The organism is Aminobacter carboxidus (assembly GCF_014863355.1).
Classification (GTDB): Bacteria; Pseudomonadota; Alphaproteobacteria; order Rhizobiales; family Rhizobiaceae; genus Aminobacter; species Aminobacter carboxidus.
This window is the reverse complement of record NZ_JACZEP010000017.1, coordinates 69472-82886: the sequence shown is the minus strand read 5'-3', so window position 1 is coordinate 82886 and position 13415 is coordinate 69472. Positions and strand designations below refer to the sequence as shown.

General features: G+C 63.9%; 16 protein-coding genes and 1 tRNA gene. 12 read left to right on the top strand and 5 right to left on the bottom strand.

Annotated features, from left to right (window positions below; all coding sequences use genetic code 11):
• The 3 genes from IHE39_RS28240 to IHE39_RS28230 form a co-directional block, all read right to left on the bottom strand.
• A partial coding sequence (locus IHE39_RS28240) for a thiolase family protein (protein ID WP_192568857.1) occupies nucleotides 1–1000 on the bottom strand: 1000 nt, incomplete at its 3' end.
• The gene (locus tag IHE39_RS28235) at nucleotides 993–1802 is read right to left on the bottom strand and encodes a CoA-transferase subunit beta (RefSeq protein ID WP_192568856.1); all 810 of its coding nucleotides are present in this window, start codon (nucleotides 1800–1802) and stop codon (nucleotides 993–995) included. The genes IHE39_RS28240 and IHE39_RS28235, both read right to left, overlap by 8 nt.
• On the bottom strand, nucleotides 1799–2656 hold the full coding sequence (locus tag IHE39_RS28230; RefSeq protein ID WP_184771448.1) for a CoA transferase subunit A: 858 nt from the start codon (nucleotides 2654–2656) through the stop codon (nucleotides 1799–1801). Before IHE39_RS28230 ends, IHE39_RS28235 begins: the two co-directional genes overlap by 4 nt.
• A 132-nt stretch (nucleotides 2657–2788) precedes the next feature.
• Here IHE39_RS28230 and IHE39_RS28225 point away from each other — a divergent pair, with 132 nt between their 5' ends.
• Nucleotides 2789–3562 (top strand): IclR family transcriptional regulator domain-containing protein, encoded by a 774-nt coding sequence (locus IHE39_RS28225; protein ID WP_192568855.1) that lies wholly within the window; start codon nucleotides 2789–2791, stop codon nucleotides 3560–3562.
• On the opposite strand, the gene IHE39_RS28220 is transcribed toward IHE39_RS28225, so the two are convergent.
• Complete coding sequence (locus IHE39_RS28220; protein ID WP_246485663.1) at nucleotides 3563–4399, bottom strand: endonuclease/exonuclease/phosphatase family protein; 837 nt, start codon at nucleotides 4397–4399, stop codon at nucleotides 3563–3565.
• A gap of 172 nt (nucleotides 4400–4571) precedes the next feature.
• Here IHE39_RS28220 and IHE39_RS28215 point away from each other — a divergent pair, with 172 nt between their 5' ends.
• Together IHE39_RS28215 and IHE39_RS28210 are read left to right on the top strand one after the other, a co-directional pair.
• Nucleotides 4572–6122, top strand: coding sequence for a phospholipase D family protein (locus IHE39_RS28215; protein WP_192568854.1), 1551 nt, complete (start codon nucleotides 4572–4574; stop codon nucleotides 6120–6122).
• 231 nt (nucleotides 6123–6353) lie between these two features.
• Complete coding sequence (locus IHE39_RS28210) at nucleotides 6354–7340, top strand: DUF535 family protein (protein ID WP_192568853.1); 987 nt, start codon at nucleotides 6354–6356, stop codon at nucleotides 7338–7340.
• A 101-nt stretch (nucleotides 7341–7441) separates the two neighbouring features.
• Here the strand turns inward: IHE39_RS28210 and IHE39_RS28205 are convergent.
• Nucleotides 7442–7516, bottom strand: a tRNA-Thr gene (locus IHE39_RS28205).
• Between the two features lie 158 nt (nucleotides 7517–7674).
• Here IHE39_RS28205 and IHE39_RS28200 point away from each other — a divergent pair.
• The 9 genes from IHE39_RS28200 (at nucleotide 7675) to yacG (ending at nucleotide 13350) form a co-directional block, all read left to right on the top strand.
• Nucleotides 7675–7863 carry a hypothetical protein gene (locus tag IHE39_RS28200; protein ID WP_192568852.1) on the top strand — a complete coding sequence of 63 codons (189 nt, stop codon included), beginning with the start codon at nucleotides 7675–7677 and terminating at the stop codon, nucleotides 7861–7863.
• A gap of 132 nt (nucleotides 7864–7995) precedes the next feature.
• The gene (gene murA / locus IHE39_RS28195) at nucleotides 7996–9285 is read left to right on the top strand and encodes a UDP-N-acetylglucosamine 1-carboxyvinyltransferase (RefSeq protein ID WP_192568851.1); all 1290 of its coding nucleotides are present in this window, start codon (nucleotides 7996–7998) and stop codon (nucleotides 9283–9285) included.
• Nucleotides 9286–9455: 170 nt separating this feature from the next.
• Nucleotides 9456–9890: a DUF2948 family protein gene (locus IHE39_RS28190; protein WP_192568850.1), complete on the top strand. Its 435-nt coding sequence runs from the start codon at nucleotides 9456–9458 to the stop codon at nucleotides 9888–9890.
• Between the two features lie 13 nt (nucleotides 9891–9903).
• A complete protein-coding gene (hisD, locus tag IHE39_RS28185) occupies nucleotides 9904–11196 on the top strand; it encodes a histidinol dehydrogenase (RefSeq protein ID WP_192568849.1) in 1293 nt (430 codons plus the stop codon).
• 6 nt (nucleotides 11197–11202) lie between these two features.
• Entirely contained in the window at nucleotides 11203–11688 is a 486-nt protein-coding gene (locus tag IHE39_RS28180; RefSeq protein ID WP_067965312.1) for a UPF0262 family protein, read from the top strand.
• Nucleotides 11689–11691: 3 nt separating this feature from the next.
• Nucleotides 11692–12150 (top strand): arsenate-mycothiol transferase ArsC, encoded by a 459-nt coding sequence (locus IHE39_RS28175; protein ID WP_434781348.1) that lies wholly within the window; start codon nucleotides 11692–11694, stop codon nucleotides 12148–12150.
• 87 nt (nucleotides 12151–12237) lie between these two features.
• Nucleotides 12238–12456 carry a translation initiation factor IF-1 gene (gene infA, locus IHE39_RS28170; protein WP_006200926.1) on the top strand — a complete coding sequence of 73 codons (219 nt, stop codon included), beginning with the start codon at nucleotides 12238–12240 and terminating at the stop codon, nucleotides 12454–12456.
• A gap of 49 nt (nucleotides 12457–12505) precedes the next feature.
• Nucleotides 12506–13135 (top strand): Maf-like protein, encoded by a 630-nt coding sequence (locus IHE39_RS28165; protein ID WP_192568848.1) that lies wholly within the window; start codon nucleotides 12506–12508, stop codon nucleotides 13133–13135.
• Nucleotides 13132–13350 (top strand): DNA gyrase inhibitor YacG, encoded by a 219-nt coding sequence (yacG, locus tag IHE39_RS28160; RefSeq protein ID WP_192568847.1) that lies wholly within the window; start codon nucleotides 13132–13134, stop codon nucleotides 13348–13350. Before IHE39_RS28165 ends, yacG begins: the two co-directional genes overlap by 4 nt.
• The last annotated feature ends 65 nt before the right edge of the window (nucleotides 13351–13415 follow it).

Below are 13415 nucleotides of genomic sequence, written 5' to 3'. Positions count from 1 at the left end.
GCACGGCAATGCCCTGGGAGGCGAATGCCTCGTTGAGTTCGATGACGTCGAAATCGGAAGGCTGAATGCCGAGACGGGCGCACAGCTTCTTCGTCGCCGGTGCCGGTCCGATGCCCATGATGCGCGGCGCAACACCGGCAGCCGCGCCGCCGAGCACACGTGCGATCGGCGTCAGGCCATACTTCTTCACCGCCGCTTCCGAGGCGACGATAAGGGCCGCGGCACCATCGTTGACACCAGAGGCGTTGCCGGCCGTCACCGTCCCGCCTTGGCGGAACGGCGTCGGTAGCTTGGCCAGAGTCTCGATGGTGGTGCCGGCACGCGGATGCTCGTCCTTTGAAACGACGATGGCATCGCCCTTGCGCTGCGCAATGGTCACGGGCGTGATCTCCTTGCCGAGACGGCCATTTTCCTGTGCGGCGACGGCCTTGTTCTGGCTGCGTAGCGCAAAGGCGTCCTGGTCGGCGCGGGAGACGGCAAAGTCCTCTGCCACGTTCTCGCCGGTCTCGGGCATCGAATCGACACCGTACTGCTTCTTCATCAGCGGGTTGACGAAACGCCAGCCGATGGTGGTGTCGTGGATCTCGGCATGGCGCGAGAAGGCGCTGTCGGCCTTGGGCATGACGAAGGGTGCGCGGCTCATGCTCTCGACGCCGCCAGCAATCATCAGCTCGGCTTCGCCAGCCTTGATCGCCCGGGCAGCGGCAATCAGCGCGTCCATGCCCGAACCGCAGAGCCGATTGATCGTCGTGCCCGACACCTCCTGCGGCAGGCCGGCCAGCAGCAGCGACATGCGGGCGACGTTGCGATTGTCCTCGCCGGCTTGGTTGGCGCAGCCAAAGATGACATCATCGATGGCGGCCCAGTCGACGGAAGCGTTACGCTCCATCAGCGCCTTGAGCGGAACGGCCCCAAGGTCGTCGGCGCGAACCGACGACAGGGAACCGCCGAAACGGCCGATCGGCGTGCGGATGTAGTCGCAGATATAGGCCTCAGCCATCCCTCGATCCTCTCTTTGCGCTGAGCGCCACACCCTTGTGGGCAGCATCGGTGCGTGCCTTGAGGTCGCGCAGCGTCTTCAGCTCCAGCTCGGTCGGCGCAGGCGTCTCCTCGAGCGTGTCGGCGAACTTGACGGTCCAGCCGCAGGTCTCCTGCACCTTGTCGCGGGCCACGCCCGGATGCAACGAAACGACGGTGAACTCCTTGGTGACAGGGTCCGGCTTCCAGAGCGCCAGATCGGTGATCAAAAGCGTCGGCCCCTTGGTGTCGATGCCGAGACGCTGGCGATGGTCGCCGCCATCGCCATGGCCAAACGAGGTGTAGAAGTCGATCTTTTCGACCATGCCGCGCTTGGTCTGCGCCATGGTGATGTAGATTTCCTTCGACGAGGTCGCGATCTCCGGCGCGCCGCCACCGCCCGGCAGGCGCGTCCTGGGATGGGCATAGTCGCCAATGACTGTCGTGTTGATGTTGCCGAACTTGTCGAGTTGGGCGGCACCGAGGAAACCGATGGAGATGCGCCCGCCCTGCAGCCAGTAGCGGAACATCTCCGGCACCGACACGGTGGTGACGGCGGTGTCGCACAATTCGCCGTCGCCGATCGACAGCGGCAGGACATCTGGCGCGGTGCCGATGGTGCCGGATTCGTAGATCAGCGTGATGTCGGGCGCATGGGTCAGCCGCGCCACATTGCAGGCGGCCGACGGTGCGCCGATGCCGACGAAGCAGACATCGTCACCCTTGAGCGCGCGCGAGGCGGCAATGGTCATCATCTCGTTGGGGGTGAAGCCGAGTTCGTTCATGCGACGTTCCTCAGCTGTTCGACGCGGGCCGCGAAATCGTCGGCGCTCTTTTCGATGACATTCTTCTGCATCCACGCGCTGAAGCGGTCGCGGTCGGCAGCGATCTCGTCCCATTCGAGGTAGGAGGCATTGTCCCTGACGTAATAGCCATGCGCGTAGGATGGATGCGCCCCGCCCGGCACGACTGAGATTGCCGTTACCGACCAGTTGGGCAACACCGTCAGGTTGGGGTGCAGGTCGTTGAAATTGTCGACCACCTCCTCGACGGTGACCACGGCGCGCCTGGCGGCAAGGGCCGCTTCCTTCTGGATGCCGATGATGCCTTCGACCAGCACGTCGCCGCGCCTGTTGGCCTTCTGGGCGTGGATGAAGGTGACGTCGGGACGAACCGAGGGAACGGCCGCCAGCACCTCGCCGGTGAACGGGCAGGTCACCGACCTGATGTTCGGATTGACCCTGGCGAGTTCGGCGCCGCGATAACCACGAAAGATCGCGCAAGGCAGGCCGGCAGCGCCCGCCTCATAGGCGTTGGCCATGGCGGCGTGGCTGTGCTCCTCGATCTCCAACGCATGCGGAAAGCCGTTCTCGACCGCGTCGCGCAGGCGGCGCAGCAGGCCGACACCGGGATTGCCGGCGTAGGAAAAGATCGCCTTCTTCGCCATGCCCATGCCGATCATCTGGTCGTAGACCAGGTCGGGCGTCATGCGCACCAGCGTCAGGTCCCTGAAACCCTGGCGGATCGCCTCATGCGCGGCGGCGGTGGGAATGAGATGCGTGAACCCTTCGAAGGCCACGGTGTCGCCGTTGTTGAGATTGTCGGCGACCGCCTGTGACAAGGGGAGGAATTTGGCCATGGCGTTTCGTCCCTGGTGTCAAAAGTTCGAATTGCGAACATTTGTTTTATATGTGATACATCCTTGATGCAGGATACGGTGAGAGTCAAATGATTTGGCTCGGCCGCACTCCAGCCGTTGGAGACGTTCGGCATGAGCGACGAAGAACCTGGCCGCGATCATGTCACCTCGCTGGAACGCGGGCTGTCGGTGATGGAGATCCTGGCGGCCAATCCCGCCGGGCTGACCCTCACCGAAACCGCCGAAAAGGCTGGCCTCACCCGCGCCGGCGCGCGGCGTTTCCTGCTGACGCTGGTGGCCACCGGCTACGCTGTACAGGCCGGCCGCAATTTTTCGTTGTCGCCTCGTCTTCTGGCACAGGCCCGCATCTGGCTGCACGGCGTGCCGCTGTGGACCTTCGCCGAGCCCTTCATGAAGGAGACAGCGGCCAAGCTGCACGAATCCTGTTCGGCAGCGACCCTGTCGGGCGAAGACATGGTTTATGTCGCACGCGTCCCGGGGCCCAGGATCATCGGTGTCGACCTGCAGGTCGGCGCGCACCTGCCCGCCTTCTGCACCGCCATGGGCCGCGTGCTGTTGTCGGGGCTGTCGCAACCCGACCTCGAGGCTTTTCTCGCCCGCGCAAACATCACCCAGCGCACGTCGAAAACCGTCACCGACAGGGCCAAGCTGGCCAACATCATCGCCAAGGCGCGGACGGACAATTTCGCCATCGTCGACGAGGAACTGGAAATCGGGCTGCGCTCAATCGCCGTGCCTTTGCGCGATCGCTCCAATGCGATCGTTGCGGCGATCAACGTCTCGACCCAGACGTCACGTCACACGCCAGCCGAGATGGAAGCCGAAATACTGCCGCTGCTGCGCCAGATGGCTCAGCGGATCAGCGATTTCTTCGTCGTGCAGTGATCAGGCGGCTTCGGCGAGACCGTTGCTCTTGGCGTTCAGCCGAATGACGGCCCGGATCGGCAGGTGATCCGATGCGATGCGTGCCAGCGCCGTGTCATGTGCCTCAAGCTCGGTGAGCAGGCTGTGCGGCCGCGCCATGACACGGTCGAGCGCCAGCACCGGAAAACGCGACGGGAAACTCGGAACGATGGCATGCATCGGCCCGAAGGCCGGTTCCAGGCTGCGCAGCGACGAACGTTTGCCCAGCCGCCATTCGTTGAGGTCACCGACAAGAACCGTCGGCTTGTCGCTGTGCAGCTCGGCGGCGGTCAGAAGCGTTCCAGCCTGCAATTTACGCGAATGGCGCAACAAGCCGAAATGCGCCGCGATGATCCGAAGCGGCCCGGCATCGAGCTCGAGATCGACAACAACGGCACCGCGCGGCTCGGCCCCCGGCAGCACGATCTGCCGCGCCGAACTGACCGACCCCTTGCGAAACAGCACGACATTGCCGTGCCAGCCATGGCTCTTGCGCCGACCGGCGAGCGGCACCGGAACAAGCCCGGTCTCGCGCTCGACCGCTTCGAGGTCGAGCAGCCCTGCCCGATCGCCAAAACGCTGGTCGGCTTCCTGCAGGGCAATGACGTCAGCGCCGATCTCGGAGATGACCTGCATCGTGCGCTGCGGATCAAAGCGACGGTCGAGACCGACACATTTGTGGACATTGTAGGAGGCGACGACGATTTCGCTGTGCGCGCCGGCTGGTGCGCTCGACGACGTATCGCGATGCTCCAACGTCGAGGACCGGTGCGCGGCACCTGCTTCCGCTGAATTCTCAAAGCCTGGTCTGCTAGCCATCACTCGTCTGGAATCTCTGGGAAATTCGTGTTCAGTTGCGGCAGGCGTATTTGCCAACTGTAGCCTATATGGTCGAGCTATTCGAGGTTTACCACATGCGTCACGATAGCCTTCCACCGAAATGCTACCGTGAGGATATGGTTCCCTCCAAAGCCGACTGGCCGCCCGCCGCATGAAACTCATCGCCATCGCCGTCGCGATCGTCGGGATTCTGGTCATCGCCTCGCTGCTGGCGGTCTATGCCTATGGCCGCTTCGCCAAGCGGGCGCAGGGAAGGCCCTCCAGCGCCTTGCCGACCGCTGAAGACGAAACCCAGTTCGACCGGCTGGTGGCCCCGCTCCTGGCCAATCATGACCACGAGAGCGGGCTGGCGCTGCTTTCATCCAACCTGCACGCCTTCGCTATCCGCGCCTACACCGCGCGCCATGCGCAGCGCAGCCTCGACCTGCAATACTATTATTGGAAGGACGATCTGACCGGCAGCCTGCTCGCCCGCGAGATCCTCGGTGCCGCCGATCGTGGCGTGCGCGTGCGGCTGATCCTCGACGACATCAACGCCAAGGGCTACGACCCCAACTACCTCGCTCTCGACAGCCATCCCAACATCGAAGTGCGCCTGTTCAATCCGAGCTGGGCGCGCGCCTTCGGCCTGCAGCGAGGGCTGGAGCTGGTGCTGCGCGCGGTGCGCACCACACGGCGCATGCACAACAAGGCGTGGGTCGCCGACGGCCGGCTGGCCATCGTCGGCGGGCGCAATGTCGGCGACGCCTATTTCGACGCCTCGGAAGAGGCCAATTTCCGCGACATGGACCTTTTGCTCGTCGGCCCCGTGGTCGGCCAGACCGAAGCCATCTTCGACCGCTTCTGGAACAGCGAGGCAGTACTGCCGATCCGCCATGTCACCGGCATGGCCAGGGGCGACCTGCCAGCCCTGCGCAAACGGTTGGAGCGAACAGCGACGACTGGGCTCGCCGAACCCTATATCCACCGTGTCGCCGACGAGAGCCGGCAATGGTCGTCGTCTGGCATGGGCAGGCTGCGCTGGACCGGCGAGGCGACAGTCGCCTCCGACCCGCCGGAAAAGGCATCGGGCAGCGGCCAGGACAGCTGGCTGATGACGGCAATCAGGCCGATCCTGACTTCGGCGAAGCGGGAACTGCGCATTGTCTCGCCCTATTTCATCCCCGGCGAGGCCGGTACCCGCGAACTGACGACGCTGGCCAGAAACGGCGTCGAGGTGACGGTGCTGACCAATTCGCTGGCCGCCACCGACGTTGCCGCCGTCCACGGCGCCTATGTCCGCTACCGCAAGCCGCTGCTTGAGAACGGCGTCGACATCTACGAACTGAAGCCGGACGAGGACCGCACCGACATGTCACTGTTCGGTTCGAAAGGTGCGAGCCTGCACACCAAGGCATTCATCGCCGACGGCGAGGCCGGCTTCGTCGGCTCGTTCAACTTCGACCCGCGCTCGGCCGCGCTCAATACCGAGATGGGCGTGCTGTTCAGGCAGGCCGAACTCGCAAAGGAGGTCGAGATTGTGATTTCGGCGCAGACCTCGCCGCGCAGCGCCTTCCGGCTTTCATTGCATGGCGACAAGCTGACCTGGACCGACAGCGCCGCCAGTGGCCCGCGCGAACTCAGCCACGAACCGCAGGCCAGCCTGCGGCGGCGGCTGGTGGCCAAAGTCATCAGCTATCTGCCCATCGAATCGCAGCTGTAGGCTCGAAGCCGTACCGCCGGCCCAACGACACTCTGCCGTCATTTCCCCGACGAATGTCGAGGATCCAACTACAACTCTCCAGCTTTTGGCCGATTTCGGCGCACAATTCGATTCGGCACAGCCGACGCGTGCCTGCTTTGCAATGCAGGCGCAATGCGCAGCCCCCCTTAGATCGCTCCGCCAGCTCAGGACTTTCCCGGGCCGGCAGACGCAGTCCGAAGGAGCTGACACGTGCGACACGAATGGAAAACGGAACTGGACCAGCGCAGCCTGCTGCCGCTCCAGCCGTCGCCGGCACGGGCCACGAGGCATCGCTCGGTTTTTCTCCAGATGTTCAGCCTCGGCGCCCGCATCTCGCTCAAGCGCTCGGCGGTGTTCTGCCTGCGATTCGCCTGCCGCCCGGTCAGCACGTTTGGCTGGATCAATTTCCTCGACGATTTCTCCCGCCGGCAGGCGCTCGGCCGGCCGCATGACGACCTGCTGCGCAAGTCGCTGGATGTCTTTTTCATCACCGGAATCCTTAGCCCCGCGCGGCTTGGCTTGATGACCGAACATTTCCGCATCGCCGCGGAACTGCTGCGGCACGACGCTCTTGCAACGCTCTGGCGCGGCGAACGCCTCGACATGGGGACAGTCAGCGGCCGCCACGAAGACTACAGCATGCAGATGCTGCTCGCCGACCACTGCGGCTGCCGCCACGAAGGCGTCTTCGCCATCAAGCTGTCACGGGCGAGTGACGACTACACGCTATGGACGGCAAGCTTCGTCTTCGTGCGTGGCGAGGACGGTTCGCCGAGCCTGGCGATCGGCGGCATGCAAGGGCCCAAAGGGGCGGAAGCCAAACGTTCCGTCATATCAGCCACCCGCTGCCTCGGCGGCCTACGGCCCAAGGATGCCATGCTGCTCGCCCTGCACGGCCTGGTGTCATCAGCCAACCCGGCCCACATCATGGCCGTCTCCAATGCCACCCACGTCATCAACCAGCGCTGCCGCAAACGCCGCCGCTTGATGCAGGCCGATCTCGATGGCTACTGGACCGAACGCGGCGGCAAGCCAGTCGAACCGTTCGGCTTCCAACTGCCTGCGCCATCAGCGCCTCAAATCGACAGCCCGAACCGACGCGAACAGAGCAAACGTGCGTTCTGGGATATCGGCGCTGGATTTTGCCGACTGTCGAATCTGAGAGCGCTGGCAAAGGCGTCGCTCAACAAGGCCTAGCACCGATCAAACCGGCAATTTTAAGCGCGCTGTGGTCGCAAGGGCTGCGGTGCGCCGACGTTCGGGCGCGTGCAGGACAAAATATTCTTCCTAGGGGAGAATGGTGCTGCCAGAGAGGATTGAACTCTCGACCTCTCCCTTACCAAGGGAGTGCTCTACCACTGAGCTACGGCAGCAACTGTGAACGGGGCGGCTTGTGCCACATGATTCCCGGAAGCGCAAGTTATCAGTTGGCTCAAATCGTGTATCATTTTCCACAGGCCCGCCTACGCCACAATACTGGCCATTTCAGTTGCCAAGCCGCTATGAACGATCGGCAAGCGGGGACCACCACATGTCGTCGAAACCAAAAACGCCCTCAAGCGGTGCCGATCAGCGCCAGGCACGGCTCGCGGCCGAGTTGCGCGCCAACCTGATGAAACGCAAGGCGCAGGCGCGCTCGCGGCGCACCGGCGAAGCCGATACGAGGCCGGAAGGCCTCGCGGCTTCAGAGGGCGAGACGGAGAAACCCGAGAAAGCCTGACCGGCGACGGCAGGCGCTTGGCGCCCAATGACCGCAAAACCGCGCTTTCTTGAACCTGAAAGCGCGATGGTCTAGACGGGCGGCAAGAAAATTTCTCGCCAGAACCGGGATCGCCCGGAGAAACGACGGCCAATGGATCGCATCAGAATTGTCGGCGGCAACGAGCTGACCGGAACCATCCCGATCTCGGGCGCGAAGAACGCAGCCCTTCCCCTGATGATCGCCTCGCTGCTCACCGACGATACGCTGACGCTCGAAAACGTGCCGCATCTGGCCGATGTCGAGCAACTGATCCGCATTCTCGGCAATCACGGCGTCGACTATTCCGTCTCCGGCCGCCGCGAGCGCCAGGGCGAAGGCTATTCGCGCACCATCTCGTTTACCGCGCGCAACATCGTCGACACCACAGCGCCTTACGAGCTGGTCTCCAAGATGCGCGCCAGCTTCTGGGTCATCGGCCCGCTGCTCGCCCGCATGGGCGAAGCCAAGGTGTCGCTGCCCGGTGGCTGCGCCATCGGCACGCGCCCGGTCGACCTTTTCATCGACGGCCTGCAGGCGCTGGGCGCCAAGATCGAGGTCGAGAACGGCTACATCCTGGCGTCGGCCAAGAACCGCCTCACCGGCAACCGCTACACCTTCCCCAAGATTTCGGTCGGCGCCACCCATGTGCTGATGATGGCGGCGACGCTGGCGCGCGGCGAGACGGTGCTGGAAAACGCAGCCCGCGAGCCTGAGGTCGTCAACCTCGCCGAATGCCTCAACGCCATGGGCGCCAGGATCACCGGTCAGGGCACCTCGACGATCACCATCGAAGGCGTCGATTCGCTGTCGGGTGCGCGCCACCGCGTCATCCCCGACCGCATCGAGACCGGCACCTACGCCATGGCTGTCGCCATGACCGGTGGCGACGTGCTGCTCGAAGGCGCACGCGCCGACCTGCTGCAAGGTGCGCTCGACGTGCTGTCGCAGACCGGTGCCGAGATCATCCAGACCAATTCCGGCATCCGCGTGCTGCGCAACGGCTCGGGCATCACCCCGGTCGACGTCGTCACCGAGCCCTTCCCCGGCTTTCCCACCGACCTGCAGGCGCAGTTCATGGGCCTGATGACGATGTCGAAGGGCAAATCCAAGATCACCGAGACGATCTTCGAAAACCGCTTCATGCATGTGCAGGAACTCGCCCGCCTCGGCGCCCACATCACGCTGTCGGGCCAGACGGCGATCGTCGAGGGCGTTTCCAAGCTCAAGGGCGCGCCTGTCATGGCGACCGACCTGCGCGCCTCGGTGTCGCTGGTCATCGCCGGCCTCGCCGCCGAAGGCGAAACGGTGGTCAACCGCGTCTACCATCTCGACCGCGGCTTCGAGCGCCTAGAAGAAAAGCTGTCGCGTTGCGGCGCGGTGATCGAGCGCATCAGCGGCTGAATTAGGGGAATGGGGCAGTAAGGCAGTCGGGTAATAGTGGCTTCCGCCCCAATGCCTTACTGCCATAGTCCCTTACTGCCCCACTTGCCCTCACACGCGGTTGCGCACTGCACCAAGACCGCCTAACAAAGCCGGAAGCATCACCTTTCCGCACAGGCAGCCGACCGGACATGAACCTGCTCAAGCTAGTCGCCCTCGACGAAGAAGATCTGGAGATCGTTTCGGCGCATGTGCAGGATGCGGTGATCAAGGTCGGCGACATCGCATTTGATGCGCCTGCGAAGCGTTTTGCGCTGGCGATGAACCGCTTCGCCTGGGAAACCAAGAAGGGTTTCTTCCGGCCGAAATACGAGCGGCGCAGGTCGATCCTGCATTTCGACCGCGTGCTGTCGGCCCAGTTGCATGGCATTTCCCGTACCAAGACCGACGAGGTGCTGGAGCTTCTGGCGATCGGATTCGCCGGGGAAGAAGGCCCGACCGGGACGATCGAGCTGCTGTTTTCCGGCGATGCCGCCATCCGCCTCGACGTCGAGGTCATAGAGGCGCGCCTGACCGACACCGGCGCTGCCTGGCAGGCCTCATCCCGCCCCATCCACAATACCTGAGCATTTCCAGACAATGGCCATCACGCTTCGCCAATCAGACGCAGACTTCGAAAAGCGCTTCGCCGCCTTCCTGACGACCAAGCGCGAGGTCTCTCACGACGTCGATGCGACGGTGCGCGCCATCATTGACGACGTGCGTGACCGCGGCGACGCAGCGCTGATCGACTACACCTTGAAATTCGACCGTGCCGACCTCGGCACGCTCGGCATCGCAGTGACCCGCGCCGACATCGAACAAGCCTACAAGGATGCCGATCCGGAGACGGTCGAGGCGCTGCGCTTTGCCCGCGACCGCATCCGTTCGCACCATGCCCGCCAGATGCCCAAGGACGACCGTTATGTCGACCCGATCGGCGTCGAGCTCGGCTCGCGCTGGACCGCCGTCGAGGCGGTCGGGCTCTATGTGCCCGGCGGCACGGCGAGCTATCCAAGCTCGGTGCTGATGAATGCCGTGCCGGCGCAGGTCGCCGGCGTCGAGCGCATCGTCATCGTCGTGCCGGCATCAGGCGGTGTCATCAACCCGCTTACGCTTGTTGCAGCCGACCTTGCCGGCGTGTCGGAAATCTACCGCGTCGGCGGCGCCCAGGCTGTTGCCGCCCTTGCCTATGGCACCGAAACCATTGCTCCTGTCGCCAAGATCGTCGGCCCCGGCAATGCTTATGTCGCGGCGGCCAAGCGCCAGGTGTTCGGCACAGTCGGCATCGACATGATCGCCGGACCGTCGGAAGTGCTTGTTGTTGCCGACAGCGACAACGACCCCGACTGGCTGGCCGCGGACCTGCTCGCCCAGGCCGAACACGACGTGTCGGCGCAATCGATCCTGATCACCGACGACGCCGCCTTCGGCAAGTCGGTGGAGGAGGCTGTCGAGCGCCAGATCAAGCTGCTTCCCCGAGCCGAGACGGCAGCCGCCAGCTGGCGCGACTTTGGCGCTGTCATCCTGGTCGACGACTTCGATGCGGCCATGCCATTGGTCAATCGTATCGCCGCAGAGCATCTCGAACTCGCCGTCGCCGATCCGGAAGCCATGCTGCCGAAGGTCCGCAATGCCGGTGCCATCTTCATCGGCAAGCACACGCCCGAAGTCATCGGCGACTATGTCGGTGGCTCCAACCACGTGTTGCCGACGGCACGCTCGGCGCGCTTTTCTTCAGGCCTGACGGTGCTCGACTTCGTCAAGCGCAGCTCGATCCTCAAGCTTGGCCCCGATCAGCTCAGGGCGCTGGCGCCCGCGGCGATCGCGCTGGCCAAGGCCGAAGGTCTCGACGCGCATGCACGCTCGGTCGCCATCAGATTGAACATGTAGGCGGCGATGTCCGACAAAGGCCACGCACGCTCCCGCCTGGTCGACGTCGAACTCGACGAATCGATCGGCCGTTCGACGCCCGACGTCGAGCATGAACGGGCTGTGGCGATCTTCGACCTGATCGAAGAAAACAGCTTCCATCCGATCAATGACGATGGCCATGGCCCTTACCGGCTCAAGCTGTCGCTGGTAGACGCCAGGCTGGTCTTCGCCATCTCACGCGAGCATGGCGAAGCAGTCGTCACCCACATCCTGTCGCTGACGCCGTTCCGCCGCATCGTGAAGGACTACTTCATGATCTGCGAAAGCTATTACGAGGCGATCCGCTCTTCGACGCCAAGCCAGATCGAGGCGATCGACATGGGCAGGCGCGGCCTGCACAATGAAGGCTCGCAGACCTTGCTCGACCGTCTCTCCGGCAAGATCGAGATCGACTTCGACACCGCGCGGCGCCTTTTCACGCTGATCTGCGTGCTTCACTGGCGCGGATGACGTATGGCGGCAAACGGCACCTCTCCGCGCTCCATCCTGTTCATGTGTCGAATGAACTCGGTCCGCTCGCCGATGGCCGAGGCGATTGCCCGCCATGCTCTGCCAGCCTCGATCTTCGTGGCGTCAGCTGGCGTGCGCGCCGGCGACCGCGACCCCTTCGTCGATGCCGTGCTTGCCGAGGAAGGCATGGGGCTCGACGAACACCAGCCGCGCACCATCGATGATCTTGAGGACAACTATTTCGACCTGATCGTGACGCTCGCACCCGAGGCGCACCATGCGGCACTCGAATTCACCCGCTCGATGGCGGTCGACGTCGAATACTGGCCGACGCCCGATCCAACGGTGATCACCGGGACGCGCGACCAGATCATGCACGCCTATCGCGACGTACGTGAGCGGCTGAAGCACAGAATGGCCAAACGATTTGCCGCCGAGACACAAGAAAACGACGCCGATTAAGCGTGTTCACAAAGCGTGGAATATCATATAGGTTCCGCGAAAATTCCGGCCAGGTCGCCGGAAAGTCATCCAAACCAAAGGTACCGAATGCCGAAGGAAGAAGTCCTCGAGTTCCCGGGCGTTGTTACGGAATTGTTGCCGAATGCGATGTTCCGGGTCAAGCTCGAAAACGAACACGAAATCATCGCCCACACCGCTGGCCGCATGCGCAAGAACCGCATCCGCGTTCTCACCGGCGACAAGGTCCTCGTCGAAATGACGCCCTACGACCTGACCAAGGGCCGTATCACCTACCGCTTCAAGTAAGCCGCCTGCTATCAGCACGTCGGCCGGTCTCAGCCTACAGGATCATGGATTGAGCGATCTGCAAAAGCTTGTGCTTGCCTCGGGTTCGCCCCGCCGTGTCGAGCTGTTGCAGCAGGCAGGCATCGAGCCCGATCGGCTGTTCCCAGCGGATGTCGACGAACGCCCGATGCGGGCCGAACATCCGCGCTCGCTGGCCAAACGCCTGTCGGTGACCAAGGCCCAGAAGGCGCACGACGTGCTTTCCAAGGAAGCCGAGCCGGCTTCCGGCTTCATCCTTGCCGCCGACACGGTCGTTGCCGTCGGCCGGCGCATCCTGCCCAAGGCCGAGACATCCGACGAGGCGCTGCATTGCCTGCAACTGCTTTCGGGCCGCTCGCATCGGGTCTACACCGGCCTCGCGCTGGTGACGCCTGCCGGCAAGCTGCGCCAGCGGCTGGTCGAAACGCGCGTGCGCTTCAAGCGCCTGTCGAAGCAGGACATGGAAAACTATCTCGGCTCGGGTGAATGGCGCGGCAAGGCCGGCGGCTATGGCATCCAGGGCCTCGCCGGCACCTTCGTGGTCAAGCTCGTCGGCTCCTACACCAATGTGGTGGGCCTGCCGCTCTACGAAACGACATTGCTGCTTTCAGGCGAAGGCTATCAGGTCCAGCTCAACTGGCAGGCCGGCGCTCGCATATGACCGACAAGCCCGACGCCGTCGTAACGCCCCTGCGCGCCAAGATCGCCTGCCCCGAATGCGGCAAGGCCTCGGCGCGCGACAGCTACCCGTTCTGCTCGCCGCGTTGCAAGGCCGTCGACCTCAACCGCTGGCTTTCGGGCAGCTACGCCATTCCCGTTCGCGATGACGAAGACGAGGATTCGGCCGGAAACGGCGAAGCCGGCGAACAGCACTGAGCGGCAGTCGCTGCTTACGCAACGGCCTGTGATTTCTTCCAGAAAAACACGCCGCAGGCGCTGGA